This is a genomic window from Streptomyces sp. NPDC102441, from assembly GCF_044765585.1.
GTDB lineage: Bacteria > Actinomycetota > Actinomycetes > Streptomycetales > Streptomycetaceae > Streptomyces.
The window spans coordinates 11248-36184 of record NZ_JBIWKH010000024.1 but is presented as its reverse complement, the minus strand read 5'-3'; the positions used below and the strand labels follow the sequence as shown (position 1 = coordinate 36184).

Below are 24937 nucleotides of genomic sequence, written 5' to 3'. Positions count from 1 at the left end.
CGCCCCCCCTCAGCCCCCCGGGCCTTATTCCAAGCGCCTCCCTTTGGGGGTGGGGCGGCCCCCACCGGCGGGGGCCCCCCCCCGGGGGGGGGGGCCCCCCCCCGCGGCTCTTGTATCTGTGCGGTGATACGCGGTCAGGCAGACTTCCTGCTGTCCCGCGGGTGCACGGCGATGTTCATTGCGCCGGAGCGCAGGACCGCCAGCCTCTCGGCCAGCACCTCCTCCAGCTCCTCGCGCGTACGCCGCTCCATGAGCATGTCCCAGTGCGTACGCGCAGGCTTGCCCTTCTTCTCCTCGGGGCCATCCCCGTCCACAAGGAGTGCCGTGGCGCCGCACGCCTTGCACTCCCACTCCGCCGGAATTTCCGCCTCTACCGAGAACGGCATCTCAAATCGATGTCCGTTCGGGCATGCGTACTCCACCGCCTGGCGCGGGGCCAGATCGATGCCGCGGTCCGTCTCGTAGCTGGTAACCACGAGTCGCGTACCGCGGAGAGCTCGCTCACTCATGAATCGTGCCTCCCGGGCTTGTCGCCCACAGGACAGGTGTCGCTGTCGTCGTCATCCGGTCAACGTCCGGTCGGCGGTAAAGATTCCCGTTGCCGGACATGCGTCGCCCGTCGTGCCGCTGCTTGTCTGGGTTTACTACCCGCCGGTGCCCGGTTTGTCACAACTGGTCGAAGTTGTCACCCAACGGTTTGACTTCTTCCACTCGCAGTAACGGTCCTCCGAGCACACCAAAGGCGTACACTACCGGCCTTTCACTTCAACGTCTAAATCCGGTCCGGCACAGGATTGCCCGCGGCGGCCACCGCGGCCCGCACGGGGACCCTCGCCAGCAGTACGGATCCGAGCGCGAAGAAGAGCACCAGGGACAGGATCGCGTCCCGGTAGCTGCCGGTGAGCTGGTAGCCGAGACCGAAGACCAGCGGCCCCAGCCAGCTGAGTCCCCGGTCGCTCATCTCGTAGGCGGAGAAGTACTCCGCCTCCTTTCCGCGCGGTACGAGGTGCGAGAACAGGGACCGTGAGAGGGCCTGGCTGCCCCCCATCACGAGGCCGATCGCGGCCGCGAGAAGGTAGAAGAACACCGGCGCGTCGGCCGGCAGCACGTACGCCGCGGCGAGGATCAGCGTCCAGACGGCCAGCGAGGCGAGAATCGTGCGCTTCGCGCCGTACAGCCGGGCGAGTCGCCCCATCCCCAGCGCCCCGGCCACCGCGAGCACCTGCACGAGCAGCACCGCGGTGATGAGGGTCGTCTGGTCGAGGCCGAGCTCCTCGGACCCGTACAGCGAGGCCTGGGAGATCACCGTCTGGATGCCGTCGTTGTAGATCAGGTAGGCGAGCAGGAAGGACAGCGTGAGCGGGTGACGGCGCATGTCGCGCAGGGTCGCCCGCAGCTGCCGCCAGCCGGAGCCGACCGCGCCGTCGCCACCGGGCGCCACCCCGCGGTCACGCAGCCGCCGCAGGGGCACGAGGGAGAAGGCGCCCCACCAGACGCCGGCCGAGGCGATGCAGATCCGCACCGCGTCGGACTCGGACAGCCCGAAGGAGTCGTGGCCCGTGTAGAGGACCAGGTTCAGGAGGAGGACGAGCGCCCCCGAGGCGTACCCGAAGGCCCAGCCGCGGGAGGAGACCGCGTCGCGTTCCTCCGGGGTGGCGATCTGGGGCAGATACGCGTTGTAGAGCGCCATCGACACGGAGATCGACGCGTTCGCCACGATCAGCAGGAAGGCGCCCAGCAGATAGCGGTGGCCGTCCAGGAAGAACATGCAGGCCGTCGCCGTCGCACCCGTGTACGCGGCCGCCGCGAGCAGGGGCTTCTTGCGTCCCGTGCGGTCCGCCGCCGCGCCCACGACGGGCATGACGATCACGGCCACGACGATGGAGAGCGACACGGTGTACGCGAAGAGCGATCCCGCCCTCACGGGTATGCCCAGCGGATGCACGAACCCCTCCGCGTCGGCCGCAGCCTTGGCGATCGACGTCAGATAGGGGCCGAGGAAGACCGTGAGGACACTGGTGGAATACACGGAGCACGCGAAGTCGTAGAAATACCAGCCGCGTTGCTCTCGCCTGCGTCCGGCGGCCGCGGCCTGCGGTCCGGCCGGATCCTCCGTACCCGCGATACCGGTGCTCACGACGCGCCCCCTCGTTCGTCCCGTGCGGACACCGCGGGTCCCGGCGTCAGGCCCAGGCCCCTCGCTCGCTCAGCACCGTGCGCAGCGTCTCGATGTGATCGGTCATGATGCCATCCACCCCGAGGTCGAGGAGCGCCGCCATCCGTGCCGGTTCGTTGACCGTCCAGACATGGACCTGCAGGCCGCGCGCGTGCGCCGTGCGGACGAAGCTCCGGTCGACGACGCGGACGCCGTTCTGGCTCTCCGGGACCTGGGCGCAGACCGCGCCCGCCCGGAGCGCCGCCGGGATGCCGTACGAGCGCAGCCTCAGGCCGAGCACGCCGCGTACACCGTAGGAAGTGGCCAGGCGCGGGCCTGCGAGGCGATGGGCCCTGGCCACGCGTGCCTCGGAGAACGACCCCACGCACACCCGGTCCCACGCGCCGGTCCTGCGGATCAGTTCGAGGAGCGGGACGAGGGCGGGCTCCGCCTTGATGTCCACGTTCCAGCGGGCGTCGGGAAACTCCTCCAGCAGTTCCTCGAAGAGCGACAGCGGCTCGCTGCCCGCCACCCTGGCCCGGCGTACCTCACTCCAGGGCAGCCCGGCTATCCGTCCCCGGGAGTCCGTCACCCGGTCCAGGGTCGAGTCGTGGAAGGCGACCAGGCGGCCGTCCGCCGTGGCGTGCACATCGGTCTCGAAGTAGCGGTAGCCGACGCCGGCCGCGCGCCGGAACGCGGCTGCGGTGTTCTCCATGCCGTCCGCCGCCCCGCCGCGGTGGGCGAAGGGGATCGTCGAAGGGTGGTCCAGATAGGGGTGGCGCCCCGAGGTCACTGCGGTCACCGCCGAAGTATCGCCCCTCGCGGTGACCGCCCGGCGACGGCCACGGTGCCGGCGTCCGGCGCGAGGAGGTCGAAGAAGCGCAGGAAGTACTGGGCGAGAGGGCCGATGGCCAGGGCGTAGAGGACCGTGCCGACGCCCAGGGAGCCGCCGAGCAGGAAGCCGGTCACGACCACGGCCACCTCGATCGCCGTACGCACCAGCCTGATGGAACGGCCCGTGAGCCGGTTCAGGCCCGTCATCAGGCCGTCGCGCGGCCCCGGACCGAACCGCGCGGATATGTACAGGCCCGTGGCGACGCCGTTGAGCACGATGGCGGCGGCCATCACCGGGATCCGTGCCCCGAGGCCGTGCACATCCGGTACCAGGGCGAGCGTCCCGTCCATCGCGATGCCGACCGCGAAGACGTTGGAGACGGTTCCGAGCCCGGGCCGCTGCCGGATCGGGATCCACAGGAGCAGGACGACCGCTCCTACGATGATCGAGACGACTCCGATGGAGATGCCGGTCCGCTCGGCCAGCCCCTGGTGCAGCACTCCCCACGGCTCGAGTCCGAGCCCGGCGCGGACCAGGAGCGCCGAACTCGCCCCGTACAGGGCCAGGCCCACGTAGAGGTGGATCAGCCGCCGGCCGAGCCGCGTGCCGCTCCTGGAGGTGGTGTCGGACAAGTGGTGCCCCCTGTGTGGTGGTAGTGGACTGCTGCGTGTCACTCTGTGGCGGGGGATTGGCATTCAACTACGGCCAATCCGAGGAAGGTGGACTGATTTGCATGGCTCAGTGGACTTCGACCGTCGGAGCGGCGCAACTCGCCCGGCAGCTCCAGGGCCAGCAGGCACGCCCCCTGCCGCCGGGTGCCCGTAAGCCGCCCGCCTACCGCGCCCTCGCCGACGGAGTGCGCCTGCTCGTCCTGGAGGGCCGCGTCCCGGTCGCCGCGCGGCTCCCCGCCGAACGTGAGCTCGCGCTGGCGCTGTCCCTCAGCCGTACCACCGTCGCCGCCGCGTACGAGGCGCTCCGGGCGGAGGGATTCCTGGAGTCGCGCCGCGGAGCCGGCAGCTGGACCGCGGTTCCCGCGGGGAACCCGCTGCCCGCCCGCGGTCTCGAGCCGCTGCCCCCGGAGTCGCTCGGCTCGATGATCGACCTGGGATGCGCCTCGCTGCCTGCCCCGGAACCGTGGCTGACCCGGGCCGTGCAGGGCGCCCTGGAGGAGCTTCCGCCGTACGCCCATACACATGGCGACTACCCGGCGGGCCTTCCCGCGCTGCGGCAGATGATCGCGGACCGCTACACCGGGCACGGCATCCCCACGATGCCCGAACAGATCATGGTCACCACCGGGGCCATGGGCGCCATCGACGCCATCTGCCATCTCTTCGCCGGACGCGGCGAGCGGATCGCCGTGGAGTCCCCGAGCTACGCCAACATCCTCCAGCTCATGCGGGAGGCGGGCGCCAGGCTGGTGCCGGTCGCCATGGAGGAGGGCCTCGGCGGCTGGGACATGAACCGCTGGCGGCAGGTCCTGCGGGACGCCGCGCCGAGACTGGCCTATGTCGTCGCCGACTTCCACAACCCCACCGGGGCCCTGGCCGACGAGCAGCAGCGCCGCGCCCTGGTCGAGGCCGCACGCTCGGCGGGCACGGTCCTGGTGGTCGACGAGACCATGCACGAACTGCGGCTGGACGCGGATGTCGAGATGCCCCGCAGGGTCTGCGCGTTCGATCCGGCGGGCAGCACCGTCCTGACCGTCGGTTCCGCGAGCAAGGCCTTCTGGGCCGGCATGCGGATCGGCTGGGTGAGGGCGGCGCCGGACGTCATCCGCAGCCTGGTCGCGGCACGCGCGTACGCCGACATGGGGACACCCGTGCTGGAACAGCTCGCCATCAACTGGCTGATGCGGACGGGCGGCTGGGAGCAGGCCGTGAGCATCCGGCGCGAGCAGGCACGGGAGAACAGGGACGACCTGGTGCGCGCCCTGCGCCGGGAGCTCCCCGCGTGGGAGTTCGAGGTGCCGGCGGGTGGTCTCACGCTGTGGGTGCGCACCGGCGGGCTCTCCGGCTCCCGGCTGGCCGTGGCCGGCGAGCGGGTCGGCGTCCGCGTCCCGTCGGGGCCCCGGTTCGGGGTCGACGGTGCCTTCGAGGGCTATGTGCGGCTGCCGTTCACCGTGGGCGGCCCGGTGGCGGACGAGGCGGCGCTGCGGCTGGCCGCCGCAGCGGAGCTGGTCGGTTCGGGTGCGGGCGCGGGAGCCGAGGCGCCCCGGACCTTCGTGGCCTGAGGCGCCCGGCGGTCAGCCCTCCGCGACGGCCGGCGCCCCGATCAGCTGGTCGGTGTGTACGGTCACGGGCCCGGCGGCGTCCTCCGGCACGGCCTGCTCCACCGTTGTCGCCCCGCCCGGCAGCAGGTCGAGCACCGCCCGCCGGTGCGCCTCGCTCGTGGCGTCGTCGTACGGGTCCGGGGTGGCCGGTACCTGGAGCCGCAGGACCGGCCCCGTGCCCAGCCGGATGTAGCCGCGGCCCGGCGGGACGTCGGGGGTCGGTGTGGTGTGCGGCCGGGTGCCCAGGACCGCCTCGATCTGTTCCCGGTCCGCGGGGCCGAGTACTGCGCGTGCCCTGGTATGGGTCCGCACGGTCTCCGTGAGGGAGTCCAGGCTGTCGAACTGGTCCGCGACGACGACCGTCACCCCGGCGGCGCGGCCGTGCCGGAGCGGCACCTGGAGGAGTTCCTGCGGATCCTGCCTGCCGTCGCCGGCCGCCAGGTGCCCCAGCACGCTCGGGCGGTCCAGCAGGATCCAGAGGGGGCGTTTGATGTCCTCGGGCTCCGGGTGCCCGGCCTGACGGGCCCGGTTGGCGGCGATCAGCCGTCGCTCGGTCTCGTGCGCCGCCCATTCCAGCGTCGCCAGGGAGCCGGCCAGACCGCACTCCACGGCCAGTACGCCGTCGCGGCCGGCCAGGAAGCCGTACTCGCCGGTGCCGCCCCCCTCCACGACGAGGATGTCGCCGTGCTGGAGGGCCTGCAGGGCGAGGGAACGCATCAGGGTCGTGGTGCCGCTGCCGGGGTGCCCCGCGATCAGGAGATGGGGTTCCGTCGAACGGGCGCCGGTCCGCCAGATCACGGGGGAGGCGTCCCGTGTCACGTCGCCGTCCTGGACCGGGACGGTGCGCCGCACCGCGTCGGCGTCGGTGAAGCCCAGCACTGTCTCGCCGGGCGCGGTGACGAAACGCTGGGCGGCGACGGTGGTGGGGAGCGCGGAGAGCACGGTCATGAGGAGGTGGTTGCTCTCCTCGTCCCAGGCGAAGTGGTATTCGCGGCCCCGTCCCGACTTGGCGTGGAGCACCTGCTCGACCCGGGCACGGGACGCGGGATCGCCGTCGGTGAAGTACGCCGGGTAGTTCACCCGGAGCCGGGTGAGGCGGCCGTTGCCGTCGAACTCGTACGAGGTGCCGAAGGCCTTCTCCCAGTCGCCGCCGTGGGAGAACAGCGGACCGGGGTCGTCGGCCACGGAGAAGTGCGGCACGAGCGCCTCGTACAGCGCCTGGAGCCGTGCGGTCTCCGCCTCGTCGGGGCCGGTCCTCGCGGGGGTGCGGTCACGCCCCCGCCACGCGGCAGCGCCCATCACCGTGATGAGGGCCAGCAGGGGCCCGTAGGGGATGAGCGCCACCACCAGTACGCAGGCCGCGACGAGGAACAGCACGTGTCCGCGCCGGTCCTTGGGCGCCGCGGCCCACTTCTGCCGCCCGGCTCCCGCCAGCAGCCGCAGACCACGGGTGACCGTGATCAGCGGGTGGAGGACGTCGGTGGCGTTGTCGGCGGCCGTGCGCGCGATCTCGCGACTGCGGGTGATCGAAGCGCTGCCGCGCTGAAGGATGCGGGGGAGTGGTCGCCGGGCCACGTCGGTCTCCTGGAGAGGTGGGAGCTGTTTCGGAGCGTCAGAACTTGATCCCGCCCAGCATGCTGGCGAGGCTCGCCCCGCCGGCCGTGATGCTGGGGGCGATGGCCGTGCCGGCCAGGTAGAAGCCGAACAGGGCACAGATGAGGCCGTGGGACGCCTTGAGCCCGTCCTTCTTGAAGAACAGGAAGACGATGATGCCGAGCAGTACCACGCCCGAGATGGAGAGGATCATGAGCGTTTTCTCCTGGTTGAGGGGGGACAGTCACCATGAGTACTTCCAGGATCACAAGATGTACCTATACGATAAAAGGTGCAACTGAGTGAATATCGCTTGTTTTCACTCAACTGGTGGGTGGAAAACCGTTGCCCAGGAGCTCCGTGAACCGCGCGCGCCCAGCCCCCGCCGGAAAGTGACCCCGGCGGGGTGATCTTCGGCCGCTCCCGGGCAGGCTGACGACTGCGCCGGAGCAGTACTCTGTCGATTCACTCGTACGGCCCACCGCCGTACTCCCCACCAGGTCAGCAACCGCGACAACGGCAATGGAAGGCGGTCCGTCCGATGAGCGAAACCCCCGATCCCGAGGTGGTCGAGCTGGCGACCAAGGTCTTCGACCTGGCCCGCCGGGGCGAGAGCGACGCGCTCGCCGCCTATGTCGACGCGGGAGTCCCCGCGAACCTCACCAACGACCGGGGCGACTCCCTGCTCATGCTCGCCGCCTACCACGGGCACGCCCCCGCCGTCGTCACGCTCGCGGGGCGTGGCGCCGACCCGGACCGGGCCAACGACCGGGGGCAGACCCCACTGGCCGGAGCCGTCTTCAAGGGCGAGCGCGAAGTGATCGACGCACTGCTCTCCGCGGGGGCCGATCCCGCCGCCGGGACACCCTCCGCCGTGGACACCGCGCGCATGTTCGGCAAGGACGACCTGCTGGAACTCTTCGGTGCGCGCTGAGACGCCGGCCGGCCGGTGCGCCGTAAATGTGGTCGCGTCGGCGAAATGGCTGGGTCATCATGACGTCGCGGGCCCGTTCCGGGCCACCGACGAGAGGCAGAGGAAGATGAGCACCAGGCAGAAGACTGCGGTCGGCCGATCATGTTGCTGCGCGGCCTAGGGGCTGCATGGAGCTGTCCCGCTGCGTCCACGGGACAACTCCATGCAGCCCCGGGGGATGTCACCCCGGCACTTGGAACAGCACAGTCCCCGGTTGCGTCGACAGCTTGATGTGAGGCTTTCCCCATGTTCGATCCGTTCATAGCGCCGAGCGGCACACTGCTCGGCCTGCTGCAGAGGGGCCGCGGCGACGGCACGCTCCACGCGCTCGCCGCCCAGCGCCCCGAGGCCCTCGCGGCTCTCAACCACTGCGTCATGAGCGATCCGCGTCATGACTGGCAGGTCGAGAACCGCTCTCTCTACTACGCCCGTCTCTACCTCGACCTCGACGGTGGCACCGAGGAGATCGAGCGGCACCTGTGGGATCCCGAGGACCATCTCGACACCGACGACTCACGCACGGGCCTCGCCCTCGCCGTGCTCGGGCACCTCGCCTCCTACGGGCGCGACGACGCCCTCCTTCTCCTGCGCCGCTACGCCGCGACCGGGGCCAACTGGGCCTGGGCACTCGACGAGCTCGCCCTGCGGGACGACGACGCCGGGCTGCGTTCCCTCGCCGAGCCGGTCCTCGCCCGCTTCCCCGCCACCGCGGAGGGCACCGCCGAACTGGCCGCCTCCGTGCGGGACGCCTTCGAGCCCCGCCCCTGGCGGCTCTGGGCCGACGATCCGCGCGAAGAGATCGGTGCCCGGGTCAGGGCGGCATCGGAGCAGGGCTCCTTCGACCGGTGGCAGCGGCAGATGAGGCCTGGCGGACCGCGCCCCGGCTGGAGCGTCCAGGCCGTCTTCGACTGGGCCCAGGAAGGACTGGAACGCGGCAGCGCGCTCCATGTGCCCGCGGCCCGATGCCTCTCCGCCGTAGCCGGGACCGAGGACCGGCCCCTGATCGTCGAGGCGGCAGGCAGCGGCTCCGACGGCGCTCGCTGCGCCGCTCTGCACTATCTCGCCGAGGCCCAGGACCCAGCCGTGCTCGACCTCATCGAGCAGGCCGTCGCCGGCCCGTCCTCCGTGGTCGCCGAGGCAGCCGTCGCCGCCTTCGAGCGCATGTGCGGAGAAGCAGCGGTCGACCGGGCCAGGCGCTGGGCCCATCGGCCCGACGCCCTCGGAGCCTCGGCCGCGGGTGTCCTGGCCTGCCGCGGCGCCGCACAGGACGCCCCGCTCGTCCTCGCCGCGCTGCGTGAGGCGGTGAGGGGTGAGGGTCCCGACTCCCCCCTCCTGTGGACCCTCGTCGACGGCGCGGGCCGACTCGGCATCGCCTGTGCCGCACCCGTACTGCGCCATGTGTACCGGGAGACGTCCTCGTCCCATCTGCGGGGCCGCGCCGCCCGCGCGCTGGCCGCCACCGACCCGTCCTTCGCCAGCGGATTCGCCGTCGAGTGCCTCTGGGACTGCGAGGAGACCACCCGCGAGCTGGCCGCGCACCACGCGGAGACCGGGGACATCCGGGTCGCCGAACGGCTGAGGCGCCTCGCCGCCGACCCGGCCGAGGAAGCCGAGGTCCAGACCGCCGTACGCAGCAGGATCGGACCGGACGCGCCCGCCGTCTGAGCCGGGCTCCGCTGACGTCGGAGCCCGTACACCGCTTCTGCGGGGCTTCGTCCCGCACGCCAGAATAGAGGGATGACCGGGCGCTGGGAGTTCTGGATCGACCGCGGCGGCACGTTCACGGACGTGGTGGGGCGAGACCCCGGCGGCCGGCTGGTCTCCCGCAAACTCCTGTCGCACGACCCCGGCCGTTACCGCGACGCGGCCGTCGCGGGCATCCGGCTGCTGCTCGGTCTCGGGCCCCACGAACCGGTCCCCGCCGACCGGGTCGCGGGCGTCAAGATGGGCACGACGGTCGCCACGAACGCCCTGCTGGAGCGGAGGGGCGAGCCGACCGTCCTGGTCATCACCGAAGGCTTCCGGGACGCCCTGCGGATCGCGTACCAGAACCGGCCCCGTCTCTTCGACCGCCGCATCCTGCTCCCCGAGGCCGTGTACGACCGGGTTGTCGAGGTCCCGGAACGCACCGACGCCCGCGGCGGCATCGTGAAGGTCCTCGACCGCGACGCCGTGGCCGAGCGGCTCAGGGCGGCCGCGGAGGACGGGATGCGCAGCGCGGCCGTCGTGCTCATGCACGGCTACCGCCACCCGGACCACGAGAGAGCCGTCGCGGAGGAGGCCAGGGCGGCCGGTTTCACCCAGATCAGCTGCTCGCACGAGGTCAGCCCGCTGATCAAGCTCGTGCCGCGTGGCGACACCACCGTCGTCGACGCCTATCTCTCGCCGATCCTGCGCCGTTACGTCGAAGAGGTGGCAGGCGAACTCCCGGGTATCCGCCTCATGTTCATGCAGTCCAACGGCGGGCTGCGCGAGGCCGCGCACTTCCGCGGCAAGGACGCGGTGCTCTCCGGCCCGGCCGGGGGCGTCGTCGGCATGGTGCGCACGTCCGCACAGGCCGGCCACGACCGGGTCATCGGCTTCGACATGGGCGGCACCTCCACCGATGTCTCCCACTACGCGGGCGAGTTCGAACGCGAGCTCGGGACCCAGGTGGCAGGGGTGCGGATGAGCGCGCCCATGATGAGCATCCACACCGTCGCCGCGGGCGGCGGATCCGTCCTGCACTACGACGGGCGGCGCTACCGGGTCGGCCCCGACTCGGCCGGAGCCGACCCCGGCCCCGTCTGCTACCGCAGGGGCGGGCCGCTCACCGTCACCGACGCCAACGTGATGCTCGGCCGCATCCGCCCGGAGCACTTCCCCGCCGTCTTCGGCCCCCAGGGCGACCAGCCGCTCGACGCCGGTCTCGTCAGGGAGCGCTTCGAGGCGCTGGCCGAGGAGGTGTCGGACGCCTCGGCGGGCAGCCGTACGGCAGCAGATGTCGCCGCGGGCTTCCTTGAGATCGCCGTGCTCAACATGGCGAACGCCGTCAAGAAGATCTCCGTCCAACGGGGCCACGACATCACCCGCTACGCGCTCACCGGTTTCGGCGGCGCCGGAGGGCAGCACGTCTGCGCCGTCGCGGACGCCCTGGGCATCGACACCGTGCTCGTACCCCCGCTCGCCGGTGTCCTCTCCGCGTACGGGATCGGGCTCGCCGACGCGACCGCGATGCGGGAACAGTCCGTCGAGGCAGCGCTGGACGGCGCGACCGCGAGCCGGGTGCGCGGCGTCTGCGAGAGCCTGGCGGAGCACACCCGGGCAGATCTCCGTGCCGACGGCGTCCCCGACGGCGCCATCAGCACCCGGGCCCGGGTCCTCCTGCGCCACGCCGGTACGGACGCCGCCCTGCCCGTCGCCCTCGGCACCGTCACCGCCATGACCGAGGAGTTCACCGAAGCCCACCGGACGCGCTACGGGTTCACCATGGACAAGCCCCTGGTGGTCGAGGCCGTCTCCGTGGAGGCAACCGGCACAGCCGGACCGCACACCCCGCCGCGCGTCGGCGCCGGCACGGGCGAAGGACCGCTCCGCCCCCTCGGGACCGTGACCATGTTCACCGGAGGCGGATGGCGGGACGCCGGCCTGTACCGCCGTTCGACACTCCGCGCCGATGACACCCTGACCGGCCCGGCCGTCGTCACGGAGGACGACGCCACCACCGTCGTCGACCCCGGCTGGCAGGCCACGGCCGGACCTCACGGACACCTCGTGCTGCGCCGGGCCGAACCGCGCCCCGAGCGGACGGCCGTCGGCACCCGGGTGGACCCGGTCATGCTCGAAGTGTTCAACAGCCTCTTCATGTCGATCGCCGAACAGATGGGCGTACGACTGGAGAACACGGCGCACTCCGTCAACATCAAGGAACGGCTGGACTTCTCGTGCGCGCTGTTCGACGCGGACGGCAACCTGGTGGCCAACGCCCCGCACATCCCGGTCCACCTGGGCTCGATGGGGGAGTCCATCAAGGAGGTGCTGCGACGCAACCGGGGCACCCTGCGGGCCGGTGATGTGTACGCCGTCAACGATCCGTACCACGGCGGCACACATCTGCCCGATGTGACCGTCGTGACGCCCGTGTTCGACGAGCCCGCGGACGGACAGGAGAGCCGGCTGCGCTTCCTGGTGGCGTCGCGCGGCCACCACGCGGAGATCGGCGGCATCACCCCGGGCTCCATGCCCGCCTTCAGCCGTACGGTCGACGAGGAGGGCGTCCTGTTCGACAACTGGCTGCTGGTGCGCGACGGAACCCTTCGCGAGGCGGAGACCAGGGACCTGCTCACGACGGCGGCCCACCCCTCGCGCGACCCGGACACCAACCTCGCCGACCTGCGCGCCCAGATCGCGGCCAACGAGAAGGGCATCACGGAACTGCGGCGCATGACACGTCAGTTCGGGCAGGACGTCGTCGAGGCATACATGGGCCATGTCCAGGACAACGCCGAGGAATCCGTACGCCGGATCGTGGCCGGGCTGCGCGACGGCTCCTGCCGCTACGAGACCGACAACGGCGCCGTCATCGAGGTGAGCGTGACCGTCGACCGTGAAGCACGCCGGGCCGTCCTCGACTTCGAGGGCACCTCCCCCCAGCAGACCGGCAACTTCAACGCCCCCACGTCCGTGGTCATGGCCGCCGTCCTCTACGTGTTCCGGACCCTCGTCGACGAGGACATCCCGCTCAACAGCGGCTGCCTGAAGCCCCTGGACATCCGCGTCCCCGAGGGCTCGATGCTGGCACCCGTCCACCCGGCGGCGACCGTCGCCGGCAACGTCGAGACGTCCCAGGCCGTCACCGGCGCCCTCTACGCGGCTCTGGGTGTCCAGGCCGAGGGATCCGGCACCATGAACAACCTCACCTTCGGCAACGACCGGGTCCAGTACTACGAGACCGTCGCGAGCGGATCCGGCGCCGGCGACGGTTTCGACGGCGCCGACGCCGTACAGACCCATATGACCAACTCCCGGCTGACCGACCCGGAGATCCTCGAGTGGCGCTATCCGGTGCTGCTGGAGAGCTTCGGCGTACGCGAGGACAGCGGAGGCCCCGGCCGGTGGCACGGCGGCCGAGGGGTGGAGCGCAGGATCCGCTTCCTCGAACCCGTCACCGTGGCCCTCCTGTCGGGCCACCGCAGGGTGCCGCCGTACGGCATGGCGGGAGGTCGGCCCGGAGCGCTCGGCGAGCAGTACGTCGAACGGGCGCGCGGGGCGGCCGTCACGCCGCTCGACGGCTGCGACACCGCCGAGCTGGACACCGGGGACGTCCTGGTGCTGCGCACCCCCGGAGGGGGCGGTTACGGGCAACCGTGACCGGTCGCTTCTGCGCCGTTTCGACCGTTGTCGGTGCGAGGACCTAATCTGTTCAGCGTGACTTCGCCTGCCGACACCCACACCGCTGCGCCCCAGCTCAGCGCGGGACCGAGGCCCGCCCCGGGGCCCGCCGCCGATGAGGGGCTCTCGCGTCGGCTGCGCGCGCTCGCCTGCACCGCTCCGCTGCACGACCTCGATGTGCGCAAGGCCAATCTGGCAGGCGAGTACACGGTCTACGCGATGGCCGAGGTCGCCCTCGCCGCCATCGACCTGGTCACCCTCAACATGGACTTCGACACCGGCGCCGACCACGACCAGATAGTGGCCAGGCTCCTCCCACGGGTCGCGGCCCAGGCACCGCGCAGGCCCGTCACCGAGCACGAGCGGGTCGCGCGCTGGGTCCTGGAGAACCTGATCAACGTAGGGAGCGTGGACCGCGGTTTCCGCGCCGTCTACGGCACCTTCGGACCAGACGGCGCCTACGTCCGCAGGGACTACGACTTCAAGCTCATCGAAGAGGTCCCCGGACACGGCGGCAGCGTCTACCTCCGCGCCACCGACGAGGCGGTCAACGTCCTGGTCGGCGCCCTGGACACGGACGTCACCAGCGCCCAGATCGCCGCCGAGGTGAAGCTGGAGGTCCTCATCAGCAGGGGCCGCCTCGCCGACGCGCAGCTCGCCGCCGAACAGGCCCGCTACCGCACCGTGCAGTACGCCGAGACGCTCCGCAGGACGCTGGAGGCGACCCGGCGCAACGTCCGCGCGGTCGACTGGCTCAACGCCGTACCCGACATGATCGCCGAGGCGCTGGACCACGTCGCCGACCGCTACCGCCACGAGAACGCGATCCTCACCAACATCCGCAAGGCCAGGGACGAGGCCGAGGAACCCGAGCACAAGCGCCGGGCCGCCGAGCTCGTCGACATCGTCAAGGACTGCATCCGGCGCCACACCCAGCTCCAGTCCAGGCTGCTGGAGGCGGGCCCCCTGTTCCGGGCCGAGCAGGACCGGCAGGCGTTCGCCACGCCCACCGCACAGGCAGGCCTCGATCTGTACGGACAGCTCGTCGTACCCCTGCTGCCGCTCCCCGTCGAACAGGCCACCCGGGCCACCGACGCCTTCTTCGCGCACGGCACAGGGCTGCGCACACCCGCCTCGGTCCGAGTCGGCGACCTCGTCGAGCTGCTGCTGATGCCCCCGGTGGAGCGGGAGCACCTGGGCGCCGAGATGCCCGAGCCCGACCTCATCGCCACCCCGGACGACAGCCGGTTCAGCGAGGAGCAGCTCGGACACGCCATGGAACTGCTCGACCTGGAGCACGACGCCCCCCGACGGCTCTCCGGACTCCTCGCCGAGGCCCGGCTGCGCGACCCCGAGCTGCCCTACCTGGTCGCCCTGCTCGCCGTCCACGCGGCGAGCCCCCCGGTCGGCACCGCCTACCGCCAGGGCGAGCGCCGGCTGCTGTTCGCCGTCGACGACGGCACCCCGCTCGAGGACCACGAATTCGGCGGGGCCGACCTGATAGTGGGCATGGCCCTGCTGGACGCGGCGGGCATGGCCGCGGACCGCAAGGACGCCTCGTGAGCGTCCTCAGGGTCTCTCGTTCGGATCCGGCCTGACCCAAGTGAGAGACGCTGGCCCGACCACCCACCCGCTGCCGCCCGAGAGCGGCATCCGTACCGAGGAGTCACCGAGTTGAGCGAGCAGCACGCCGAGCACACCGACGCGTGGGACGACCAGCCCCTCACGCACGCGGCCGACGCCGCACGGCCGGCCGCTCCCGCCGCTGTCACCCCCGCGGACGCGGCCGACGCCGCCCGCCTGGTCTCCTTCGGGCTGCAGCCCAAGCTGATGCCCGCCCGCGACGCCGAGTACACCGAGCTGCTCCGCCGGTACCGCGAGGAACCCTCCTTCGCCAGGCTCGCCGACGCCGTCGCCACCGGACTCGGGCTCATCGTCCTCGAGGTCTCCACCCGCGCCGGGATGGCCGTGACCGCCGGTGAGGACTCGGTCTTCGCCGTGCGCATGGGCGACTACGCCCGGCGCGCCTCCTCCGACTCCGCCGACCGCTTCCTGCACGGTCTCGCCCATCTCGCAGTCGCCGCCATGGCCTTCCCCCGCCCCGAGGACCTGGCCGACGACTCCTACATCGGCCGCATCACCGTCAACGGCGTCGACGCCTTCGTCCGGCAGGCCTGCCGACGCCTGGAGGAGCGCGCCGAGGAGCAGGGCGACAACACCGACCCCGCCACCGACGCGCCGGGCCTGGAGTCCGGGTGGCGGATCTACTCCCGCCGCAGTGCCACCGGAGCCACCAAGGACGCCCGCAGGCTCGCCGGCTCCACCACCGGCATCATCGGCAAGGCCGTCGCGTTCCTCACCGACTCCGGCTTCCTCCAGCGCACCGGGGACGACGCCGGCGGCGCCTACCGCACCACGGCCCGCTACCAGCTCCAGGTGCGCGACATGGCGGGCAGCGCCGCCATGGCCGAACTGCTGGAACTCGGCGTCGTCCCGGTCACGGACGGCTCGGCCACCCTGCTGCCCCCGCCCGACACGGAAGGCCTGGAGCTGGCCGCCGACGCGGGGCTTCCCTTCCACTCCTGAACCCCGCACCAGCCGCCCGCCCGCCCCCAGAAAAGACGAGAGTCCGCCGCCATGTACGAGTTGTCCCGGGTCCGCCTCTACTCCATCGGGCCCGCAGGTGCGCGCTACGCCGACACCGTGCTCGACCTGCGCGGAGTCGGCGAGCCCGTGCCCAGGCCCGCGCCGGCCCAGGCGGAGTTCTTCGAGGACGAGCCCGTCGGCCCACTGCGCCGTCCGGCGCCCGCCGGTGTGCTGTTCCTGGAGAACGGCGGCGGCAAGTCCGTCCTGCTCAAGCTGATCTTCTCGGTGATGCTGCCGGGCCACCGCAACACCCTGGGCGGCGCCAGCTCCGGTGTCCTGCGCAAGTTCCTGCTCGCCGACGACTGCGGACACGTCGCCCTGGAATGGCAGCACACCCTCACCGGCGAGTGCGTCGTCGTCGGCAAGGTCAGCGAATGGCGTGGCCGCCAGGTCTCCAACGACCCCCGCAAGTTCGCAGAAGCCTGGTACTCCTTCCGCCCCGGGCCCGGTCTCAGCCTCGACAGCCTCCCCGTCGCCGAGGCCAGCGCGGTGGGCCGCCCGGCCGAAGGCGTGTCCAGTGCCCGCGGCAGGCGCCGCACCATGAAGGGGTTCCGAGACGCCCTCACGGACGCCGGCAAGTTCTACCCGCACCTCGATGTGCACTGGGAAGAGATCCACGACCGCTGGAACGAACACCTCGGCGACCTCGGGCTCGACCCCGAACTCTTCCGCTACCAGCGGGAGATGAACTCCGACGAGGGCGAGGCCGCCGGCCTCTTCGCCGTCAAGAAGGACTCCGACTTCACCGACCTGCTGCTCCGGGCCGTCACCGACACCCGCGACACGGACGGCCTCGCCGACCTCGTCAGCGGCTTCGGCAACAAGCTCGGCCGCCGCGCCGAGCTCACCGCGGAACGCGACTTCACCGCCGGATCGGTCGACCTGCTGGGCCGGATCGTCGAAGCCACCGCGACCAGGGCACGCAGCCGGGACGTCCACGCCGGCGCCGAGCGGCGCACCCGCACCCTGGCCCGCAGGCTCTCCGGCCGTGCGGCAGAGGAGCGGGGCCGCACCGCCGAGCTCGCCCAGCAGGTCACGGCCGCCGCCCACACCGTCACCGAGGCCGAAGCGACCCGCGGCCACCGGAACCTGATCACGGCCGAACTCGCCTACCGGCACGCCTCCCTGGCCCTGACCGCCGCAGAGAGGAGCGCGGCGGCGCAGCGCCGCGAACTGGGCGAGGCACGCACGCTGCACTCCGCCTGGCAGGCCGCCGAGGCCGTCCTGCGCCACCGCGCCGCCGCCGACGGCTCGGCCCGCGTCGCCGTCGCCATCCGGGAGGCGGAGCGCGACGCGGCCCCAGCCCTGGCCGCACGCGCCACGGCCGCCGCCGACCTCGTACGCGCCCTGCACACCGCCGCGGAGGCGGGGGAGCGGGTGGCCGACGAGGAGGAGGAGCGCTCCGCGACCCTCCAGTCCACCGGGGAGACGGCACACCGGGACGCCACCACCGCCGCGACCGAGGCCCAGCGCGCCCGCAGTGAGGCCGGACACCTGCGCCAGCGCCTCGCCGAGGTCGAGCAGGAGACGGCGGAGGCCGTCCGGGCCGGCTGGCTCGACGACACCGCGCCGGACGCGGACCCGGCCCGCGCGGCCCTCGCCGCCAACGACGCCGAACGCGCCGCGGTCGCCGCCTGGGACACCGCTCGCGAGGCCGCCCGGACCACGGCCGACCAGGCCCGCGAAGCCGCGGCCGTGGAGAGCCGCACCGAACTGGCGGCGGCCCGCGCCGCCGACGGCGCACAGGCCGCCGAACAGTCCTACGAGGCGGAGCGCAGGGCCGCCGAGTCGATCGCCGCCGACCACCGGCTCGCCGATCTGCTGGGTCTCCCGACGGCGGCCGGGGCCGGTGTGCCCCGCCCCCGCCGTGCCGCCGCAGGGACCGAGGACCCCGGCGACAGCATTCCCGAAGCGGCTTCCGGCGACGCGCAGTCCCTCACAGCCGAGGAGTTCGACACCAGCGCCGACGAGCTGAGGGTGCTGCTCGACCAGGGCGTCGCCGCCGCGGAACGACGGCTCTTCGACCTGCGTACCGCCGCCGCCGACGACTCCCGCATTCTCGGCGCCCTCGGTGACGGCGGGCTGCTCCCGCCCGGTCCCGACGTCCTCGCCACCGTCGAACACCTCGGCGAGCACGGCATTCCGGCCCTGCCCGGCTGGCGTTATCTCGCCCAGGCGGTGGACCCAGCCGACCACGCGGCGGTTCTCGCCGCACGGCCCGAGCTCGTCGACGGTGTCGTCATCACCGACCCGGACGCCCACACCCGCGCCCGTGAGGTCCTGGCCGCCGCTGCCCTGCTGCCCCGGTCTGCCGTGGCCGTCGGCACCACCGCGGCCCTCCTCGCACCCGTACCCGCGCCCGGCGGCGCCGACGACGTGTTCCTCGTCCCGCCGAACCCCGCGATGCACGACGAACACGCCGCGGACGAGGAGCGTCAGGCGCTGAGGTCCCGGGCCGCGGCGCGCGACGAGGACATCAGGGCGCTCGCGGCCCGGCTCACCGCCGACCGTTCCCTCGCCGCCCGTATCGGCTCCTGGCGCGCCGACTGCCCGCCCGGGATGCTCGCCGAGCTCGGCGATGCTGCCCGGACCGCACGCGCCGCCGCGGAGACCGCGGAAGCCGCACTCGCCGAGGCCCGCACCGTGCGCGCCGAGTCCGACGAGGCCGCCGCCGACGCCGCACGCGTCCGCGACGAGCGCCAGGAGGTGGCGCAGCGCGCCCGCCGTGCCGCAGACGCGCTCGCGGGTCTCGCCCACCGCCTCCGCGACCGGGCGGGCTGGCAGGCGCGACTGCGTGAACTGACCGACGAGGCAGCCGAATCCGAGGCACGCGCCACGACCTGTCTCGAGCGGGCACGCGCCGCCGACGAGGACCGCCGGGCCGCCCAGCGCGCCGCCGACGACGCCCACCGCACCGCGCGCGCCCTGCGTGCCGAGCGTGCCGAGATCGCGGGCGCCCCGGAATCGCTCCCGGAGCCCGACGCCGCCACCGCGCGCACCTCCCTGCCCGCGCTGCGCGAGGCGTACCGAGCGGCCTCCCGGCTGTACGAGAAGGTGGGCGTCGGGGCGGACCTGCGTGCCGAGCAGGCGCGCGCCGAGAGCGACGAGAGCGCCGCCCTGGCCGAACTCGACCGCCTCACCAACAAGGTCCGCACCCGCGCAGCCCAGCTCCTCGAAGGCACCGACGGAGCCGACGGGCCCTCCAGGCAGGCGGCCGCCGCCCGCGCCGAGTCCCTCGTCCAGCTCCTGGAGACCCGGGCGTCCACGGCGAGCGAGCACCTCGGCCGGCTGCGCGGCGAAGCCGAACGGCTCGCCCCCGCCGACGACGCATCCCACCACACCGAGCTCTCCGCCGAACTGGCGCCGGCCGACGCCGACCAGGCCCAGGCCCTGCTCCGTACGGCCACGGCCGAACTGGCCTCCGCCACCGCGGCCCTGGACACCGCGCGCGCCGCCCACGCCGAAATGCTGCGCGCCCACCGCACCGCCGAGGACTCGGCAAGCGGCTTCGACGAGAACGCCTCACTCCTGCGCGACCTGCTCAGGGACCACGGCGCGGAGGACGAGACCGAGGCCCCCGATCCCTATCCCGGCACCCTGGAGGAGGCCAGGCAGTCCGCGGCCGAGGCACGCCGCTCACTGCGTGGCTGCGCCACCGACCTGTCGGCCGCGGAGAGTTCCGTACGGGAGGCGAGCGATGTCCTCGTACGACACGCCAACTCCACCCGCTACGAACAGGTCCGCACCCCGGCCCGGCAGCAGATCCGGGAACTCCCGGCAGCCGCCCTGCCCGACCACGCCGAGAAGTGGGCCGCGGCCTTCGCGCCCAGGCTGCGCGTGCTCACCGACGAGATGGCCCAGCTGGAGCGGAACCGCGACTCCATCGTCGACCGGCTCCGTGGCCTCGTGGATTCGGCGCTCACGACGCTCCGCTCCGCCCAGCGCCTCTCCCGGCTGCCCGAGGGGCTGGGGGAGTGGTCCGGCCAGGAGTTCCTCCGGATCCGCTTCGAGGAACCCGACCCGGCGACGCTCACCGAGCGGCTCGGCGAGGTCATCGACGAGGCCACGCACGCCGCCCTCAAGAAGAACTCCGACCTGCGCAGGGACGGCATGTCCCTCCTGCTGCGCGGCGTCCAGGCGGCGCTGCAGCCCAAGGGCATCGCCGTGGAGATCCTCAAGCCGGACGCCGTGCTCCGCGCCGAGCGCGTCCCGGTCGGACAGATGGGCGACGTCTTCTCCGGCGGCCAGCTGCTCACCGCCGCGATCGCGCTGTACTGCACGATGGCCGCACTGCGCAGCAACGACCGGGGCCGCGACCGGCACCGGCACGCGGGCACGCTCTTCCTCGACAACCCGATCGGGCGCGCGAACGCGACGTATCTGCTGGAGCTGCAGCGCGCGGTCTCCGATGCGCTGGGAGTCCAGCTCCTCTACACCACCGGGCTGTTCGACACCACGGCGCTCGCCGAATTCCCGCTCGTCATCCGGCTCCGCAACGACGCGGACCTGCGGGCGGGGCTGAAGTACATCAGCGTCGAGGAGCACCTCAGGCCCGGGCTGCCCCAGCAGGATCCCTCGGGCGAGACCGTCCACGGCGAGATCACCGCGACCCGCATGTTCAGACGGACCGGCGAAGCGACCGGAACCGCGGGCGGCTCTGCGGTCCCGGAGATGCGTACGGAGATGACGGGTGCGCACCCGGAGCCGACAGGACACGCCACGGACCAGCGGTAGGGGGCCGGGGCGCAGGCGGTCAGGCCCGGGAGAGCCGGCCCTCGCCCCGGCGCCGTATCCGGGCTTCCCTGCGCGCCCGGGCCCGCCCGGCGCGTCTGGCCGCCCTGCGCTCCCGGCGCATGCGGCGTGCCGTGCTGCTGGGCACGGACACCACGCCGTGGCGCTGGTTCCACACCTGCCGGGTCACCCACACGTCCAGCACGGACCACGTCGCCACCACCGTGCCCGCCACCCCGCTCAGCACCATCGGGAAGGCGAGCCAGGAACCGGCGAGTGTGCACAGGAAGGCCACAACGGCCTGAATGATGGTCAGCGACATGATGAGGACGGCGCGCACGGCGGCCGTCCGCACCGGATCCGGCATCCTCCGGCGTATCGCGGGTTCGTCCACCCACAGCTGCCGAGGGATCTGGGCCCCCGCCGGTGCCGTACCCACCGGGCCCACCGGTGCCGTACCCACCCGTGCCGTTCCTCCCGGTGCGGTACCCGCCGGTGCCGTACCCACCCGTGCCGTTCCCTCCGGTGCGGTACCCGCCGGTGCCGTACCCACCGGTGACCGGGCTGCCGACGATGCCGCCGTGCCCCGGCGCTCATCCGTGTCCAAGGACCTTCAACTCCCCACCACTGTCCGACCCAAGGGTGGCTGCCCGGCCGGCGCCCGTTCTACGCGGGCGGAGCCGCATGCCTGTCGTACGTACCCCCGTGAGGTTCTTCTGCCCCGTACGTCTGGACGAACGCCAGGTCGCGAAGATTCCCGCCGGGGGCCGCAACCGGCCCCGAAAGGTCACGGAAGGGAGAATTCCAGCCAACTGCCGTGTGTGGATGCACCGCGTTCGGCCAGGGATTCTCTGTCGCTTTCGCGAATTTCTTCGCAGGGAATACCGGGACAACTGGTGAGCAACTCGGGGAAGAGCGGCCTGAAATCGTCCGGACACGTCTTCGAGTTACCGGTAGGTCAGTAGTAGGCTCGCGCCGTTTGTTGACGGAGGTTGACGGAACACCGGCCGACGCCCGGCGGACGGCGGCAGGAACACCCGAACAACCACGAAGACCGGGCAACCGGAACCACCGGGTCCGACACAACCACCCCCGCGGTGCGGGGCCGAGCAGGGGGAGGCCATGCGCTTTCGCGGGAAGTCCATCCGCAGGAAGATCGTGGCGTTGCTCCTGGTGCCGCTCGCCTCCCTCACAGGTCTCTGGGTCTTCGCCACCTACGTCACCGGCCGCGAGGCCGGCGAGCTGATGGGCGCGAGCGCCATCGTGGAGCAGGTCGGCCACCCGCTCGAGGACACCATCCGGGCCGTTCAGGGCGAACGCCGCCAGACCCTCGTCTTCCTCGCCGACCCCCGGGCCTCGGACGCCCTGCCCCTGCTGCGCCGTGAGCGCGCCCGGACCGACCAGGTCGTGGCCGAGGTCAGGCAGAGCGCGAAGAGCGAGGACGTCCGGGACAAGCTGAGCCCCGAGTCGGAGGCCCAGCTCGACTCGATCCTCAGCGAGGTCGACGCCCTGGACGCGCTGCGCGGGTCCGTCGAGAAGCGCACCATCGACCGGACCCGGGCCCTCGACTTCTACAACGGCCTCGTGGACCCCTGCTACCGCTTCCTGAACGGTCTCCACACGATGGAGAACGTGTCCATGGACAAGCAGGTCCGGGCCCTGGTCGGGATCTCCAGGGCCCGTGAGATGCTCGCCCGTGAGGACGCCCTGATCGTGTCCGGCCTCATCGCGGGGCGGCTCGGTGCCCCCGAGCTCCGCGTCGTCTCCGACCTCGCCGCCAAACGCACGCTCCTTTACGAGGTCAACCTCGAGCTCCTGCCGGCCGGCGAGCGCGGGCGCATGGAGCAGTTCTGGCGCAGCCCCGACACGGAGCCGCTGCGCACCGCCGAGCAGCGGCTCATCGCGGCGGGCCCGATCACGAAACCGGGCGCCATCGACTCCGGGCGCTGGGAGGAAGTGGCTCCGCCGGTCCTGGACCACCTGGCCAACGACGGCACCGAGATGTCCAACCGTTTCCAGGACCGCGCGGAACCCGCCGGTTACCGGGTCCTGGTCCAGGCCGGTGTCGCCGGCGTCCTGGGGTTCGTCGCCCTGCTCGTGTCCGTCTTCGTCTCCGTACGCGTGGGACGGGAACTCGTACGCGACCTCTCCCGGCTGCGCAAGGACGCGCACGAGGTGTCCGGGGTGCGCCTCCCCAGCGTGATGCGCCGGCTGGCCGCCGGCGAACAGGTCGACGTGGAGACCGAAGCCCCCCACCTCAACTACGAGCGCGACGAGATCGGCCAGGTCGGCCAGGCCCTCAACACCCTCCAGCGGGCCGCCGTCGAGGCCGCGGTCAAGCAGGCGGACATGCGCCGCGGCGTATCCGAGGTCTTCGTCAACCTCGCACGCCGCAACCAGGTGCTCCTGCACCGCCAGCTGACGCTCCTGGACACCATGGAGCGGCGTACCGAGAACAGCGACGAGCTCGCCGACCTCTTCCGCCTCGACCACCTCACCACCCGCATGCGCCGCCACGCGGAGGGCCTCGTGATCCTCTCCGGGGCGGCCCCGTCCCGGCAGTGGCGCAAGCCGATCCAGCTCATGGACGTGGTGCGCGCGGCGGTCGCCGAGGTGGAGGACTACGAACGGGTCGAGGTACGGCGCCTGCCGCGCATCGGCGTGGGCGGCCCGGCCGTAGCCGACCTCACCCACCTGATCGCGGAACTGCTGGAGAACGCCACGGTGTTCTCGCCCCCGCACACCGCCGTGCAGGTCCACGGTGAACGCGTCGCCAACGGCTTCACCCTCGAGATCCACGACCGAGGCCTCGGCATGGCGCCGGAAGTGCTCCTGGACGCCAACCTGAGGCTCGCCGAGACACCCGACTTCGAGCTCTCCGACACCGACAGGCTCGGCCTCTTCGTCGTCAGCCGGCTCGCCCAGCGGCAGAACGTCAGGGTGTCTCTGCAGATCTCGCCGTACGGAGGGACGACCGCGGTCGTCTTCATCCCGGCACAGCTGCTCACCGACGCCCCCGAAACGCACGGCACCGGCTTCCGCCTCGACCGGCGGGCCGAGAAGGCGATCGGCAGCGGCCGGCCGGGCAGCGACGTGCCCGGCAGCGACAAGGCCCGCAGGGACGGAGTCGCGGACACGAGCATCCCGGGCAGGCCGTCCGGGCTCTCCCCGGTACCCACGGGCCTCACCGATCCGTCCGTGCTCGACGGCCCCGTCGAGCTCGAAGGCCCGGTGGGCACACTCGGGTTCGCCGACCCGGCTCTCGAGCGCGAGCTCGATCCGGCACTCGGCCCCGTCCTGGACGGCGTATCCGATCTCGAGGACACCGAGAGCGAGCGGGGCGGCATCTTCCGCGCCCGCGACCTGCGCAGGGAAGCCGACCAGGAACAGCACCAGCAGGCCTTCGACGCGTCGGACGGCCGCTCGGCGGACGTGCGGCCGATGCGTCCCGTCGGCCCCGTCCCGCTGCCGCGCCGCAAGCCCCCCACACGCGTCACCGGCCAGGGCGGCCGGATCGGCGACGGGAGCCGTTCCCATCCCGGCACGGCCGACGTTTCCCCGGGAGCGGCCGAGGCCGTCACCGCGGAGTCCGGCCCGGCCAGGACCCCGGCCGACGAGGCCCCGACGCGGCTCAGGCCCGCGCCCCGGCCGTCAGCACCGGACACGGTGGGCGGTCTCCCGCGCCGGGTCCGGCAGGCGAACCTCGCCCCACAGCTCCGGGAGGACGCAGAGCGAACTTCCGGCCACGCACCCGCGGCCACCGACGACGACCTCGAACGTGACGCGGACGAAGTACGCAACCGCATGGCTTCGCTTCAACGCGGCTGGCAGCGCGGCCGTCGGCAGAACGCCGAGGACGCGACCGGCCCCGGTGAGACAGCACCAGGAACCACTCCGGGAGGGGACGGTCGATGACCGCACCGAACGCCGCAGCACACAACGCCTCACGCCAGGGCTCCGGCGAACTCAATTGGCTCCTCGACGAACTCGTCGAGCGCGTCGCGAGCATCCGCAAGGCGCTGGTGCTCTCCAGCGACGGCCTCGCCACCGGCACGTCCCAGGACCTGACCCGCGAGGACAGTGAGCATCTGGCGGCAGTCGCCTCCGGTTTCCACAGCCTCGCCAAGGGCGTGGGCCGTCACTTCGACGCCGGCCGGGTCCGCCAGACGGTGGTCGAGCTCGACGAGGCCTTCCTCTTCGTCACGGCGGCGGGTGACGGCAGCTGTCTCGCCGTCCTGGCCGACTCGGACTCGGACGTAGGGCAGGTGGCGTACGAGATGACCCTCATGGTCAAGCGCGTGGGGGCACACCTGGCCAACGCCCCCCGGACCACCGGTCTGCCCGCCGGAGGGTGAGGCGAGG

16 protein-coding genes are annotated in these 24937 nt (G+C 72.5%); 9 read left to right on the top strand and 7 right to left on the bottom strand.

The features are described 5' to 3' along the window. Positions 1-134: 134 nt before the first annotated feature. From ACIREO_RS37100 to ACIREO_RS37085, 4 genes are all read right to left on the bottom strand, one after another. Positions 135-509: an RNA polymerase-binding protein RbpA gene (locus tag ACIREO_RS37100; RefSeq protein WP_078598328.1), complete on the bottom strand. Its 375-nt coding sequence runs from the start codon at positions 507-509 to the stop codon at positions 135-137. 263 nt (positions 510-772) lie between these two features. After that, positions 773-2137 (bottom strand): MFS transporter, encoded by a 1365-nt coding sequence (locus tag ACIREO_RS37095; protein ID WP_404118769.1) that lies wholly within the window; start codon positions 2135-2137, stop codon positions 773-775. Between the two features lie 46 nt (positions 2138-2183). Beyond that, positions 2184-2948: a glycerophosphodiester phosphodiesterase gene (locus ACIREO_RS37090; protein WP_404118913.1), complete on the bottom strand. Its 765-nt coding sequence runs from the start codon at positions 2946-2948 to the stop codon at positions 2184-2186. Positions 2949-2953: 5 nt separating this feature from the next. Then, positions 2954-3622: a YitT family protein gene (locus ACIREO_RS37085; protein WP_404118767.1), complete on the bottom strand. Its 669-nt coding sequence runs from the start codon at positions 3620-3622 to the stop codon at positions 2954-2956. 101 nt (positions 3623-3723) lie between these two features. Here ACIREO_RS37085 and ACIREO_RS37080 point away from each other — a divergent pair, with 101 nt between their 5' ends. Beyond that, the gene (locus tag ACIREO_RS37080; RefSeq protein ID WP_404118765.1) at positions 3724-5223 is read left to right on the top strand and encodes a PLP-dependent aminotransferase family protein; all 1500 of its coding nucleotides are present in this window, start codon (positions 3724-3726) and stop codon (positions 5221-5223) included. 12 nt (positions 5224-5235) lie between these two features. On the opposite strand, the gene ACIREO_RS37075 is transcribed toward ACIREO_RS37080, so the two are convergent. Beyond that, complete coding sequence (locus ACIREO_RS37075; protein WP_404118762.1) at positions 5236-6837, bottom strand: hypothetical protein; 1602 nt, start codon at positions 6835-6837, stop codon at positions 5236-5238. A gap of 37 nt (positions 6838-6874) precedes the next feature. Further along, positions 6875-7069, bottom strand: coding sequence for a hypothetical protein (locus ACIREO_RS37070; RefSeq protein ID WP_277335051.1), 195 nt, complete (start codon positions 7067-7069; stop codon positions 6875-6877). 327 nt (positions 7070-7396) lie between these two features. Between ACIREO_RS37070 and ACIREO_RS37065 the strand changes: the two genes are divergently transcribed. The 6 genes from ACIREO_RS37065 to ACIREO_RS37040 all read left to right on the top strand — a co-directional run bounded on the left by ACIREO_RS37065 (position 7397) and on the right by ACIREO_RS37040 (position 20578). Beyond that, positions 7397-7789, top strand: coding sequence for an ankyrin repeat domain-containing protein (locus ACIREO_RS37065; protein ID WP_404118760.1), 393 nt, complete (start codon positions 7397-7399; stop codon positions 7787-7789). Between the two features lie 285 nt (positions 7790-8074). Further along, on the top strand, positions 8075-9493 hold the full coding sequence (locus tag ACIREO_RS37060) for a HEAT repeat domain-containing protein (RefSeq protein WP_404118757.1): 1419 nt from the start codon (positions 8075-8077) through the stop codon (positions 9491-9493). 72 nt (positions 9494-9565) lie between these two features. Then, positions 9566-13177 (top strand): hydantoinase B/oxoprolinase family protein, encoded by a 3612-nt coding sequence (locus tag ACIREO_RS37055; RefSeq protein ID WP_404118755.1) that lies wholly within the window; start codon positions 9566-9568, stop codon positions 13175-13177. A 57-nt stretch (positions 13178-13234) separates the two neighbouring features. After that, on the top strand, positions 13235-14761 hold the full coding sequence (locus tag ACIREO_RS37050) for a hypothetical protein (RefSeq protein ID WP_404118749.1): 1527 nt from the start codon (positions 13235-13237) through the stop codon (positions 14759-14761). 111 nt (positions 14762-14872) lie between these two features. Then, on the top strand, positions 14873-15784 hold the full coding sequence (locus ACIREO_RS37045) for a hypothetical protein (protein WP_404118748.1): 912 nt from the start codon (positions 14873-14875) through the stop codon (positions 15782-15784). Between the two features lie 51 nt (positions 15785-15835). Beyond that, on the top strand, positions 15836-20578 hold the full coding sequence (locus tag ACIREO_RS37040) for a hypothetical protein (protein WP_404118747.1): 4743 nt from the start codon (positions 15836-15838) through the stop codon (positions 20576-20578). A gap of 19 nt (positions 20579-20597) precedes the next feature. Here ACIREO_RS37040 and ACIREO_RS37035 read toward each other — a convergent pair whose 3' ends face one another. Next, positions 20598-21038 (bottom strand): hypothetical protein, encoded by a 441-nt coding sequence (locus ACIREO_RS37035; protein WP_404118745.1) that lies wholly within the window; start codon positions 21036-21038, stop codon positions 20598-20600. A 659-nt stretch (positions 21039-21697) separates the two neighbouring features. Here ACIREO_RS37035 and ACIREO_RS37030 point away from each other — a divergent pair. Both ACIREO_RS37030 and ACIREO_RS37025 read left to right on the top strand, forming a co-directional pair. Then, positions 21698-24490 (top strand): nitrate- and nitrite sensing domain-containing protein, encoded by a 2793-nt coding sequence (locus ACIREO_RS37030; protein ID WP_404118743.1) that lies wholly within the window; start codon positions 21698-21700, stop codon positions 24488-24490. Further along, entirely contained in the window at positions 24487-24930 is a 444-nt protein-coding gene (locus tag ACIREO_RS37025) for a roadblock/LC7 domain-containing protein (protein WP_124279812.1), read from the top strand. The genes ACIREO_RS37030 and ACIREO_RS37025 overlap by 4 nt, the downstream gene beginning before the upstream one ends. Positions 24931-24937 lie beyond the last annotated feature (7 nt).

Bases quoted from the DNA above. Each gene is read 5' to 3' on its own strand.
- ACIREO_RS37055 (WP_404118755.1), top strand. From the start codon at position 9,566: ATGACCGGGCGCTGGGAGTTCTGGATCGACCGCGGCGGCACGTTCACG.
- ACIREO_RS37030 (WP_404118743.1), top strand. From the start codon at position 21,698: ATGCGCTTTCGCGGGAAGTCCATCCGCAGGAAGATCGTGGCGTTGCTC.
- ACIREO_RS37065 (WP_404118760.1), top strand. From the start codon at position 7,397: ATGAGCGAAACCCCCGATCCCGAGGTGGTCGAGCTGGCGACCAAGGTC.
- ACIREO_RS37100 (WP_078598328.1), bottom strand. From the start codon at position 509: ATGAGTGAGCGAGCTCTCCGCGGTACGCGACTCGTGGTTACCAGCTAC.
- ACIREO_RS37025 (WP_124279812.1), top strand. From the start codon at position 24,487: ATGACCGCACCGAACGCCGCAGCACACAACGCCTCACGCCAGGGCTCC.
- ACIREO_RS37070 (WP_277335051.1), bottom strand. From the start codon at position 7,069: ATGATCCTCTCCATCTCGGGCGTGGTACTGCTCGGCATCATCGTCTTC.
- ACIREO_RS37040 (WP_404118747.1), top strand. From the start codon at position 15,836: ATGTACGAGTTGTCCCGGGTCCGCCTCTACTCCATCGGGCCCGCAGGT.
- ACIREO_RS37060 (WP_404118757.1), top strand. From the start codon at position 8,075: ATGTTCGATCCGTTCATAGCGCCGAGCGGCACACTGCTCGGCCTGCTG.
- ACIREO_RS37080 (WP_404118765.1), top strand. From the start codon at position 3,724: ATGGCTCAGTGGACTTCGACCGTCGGAGCGGCGCAACTCGCCCGGCAG.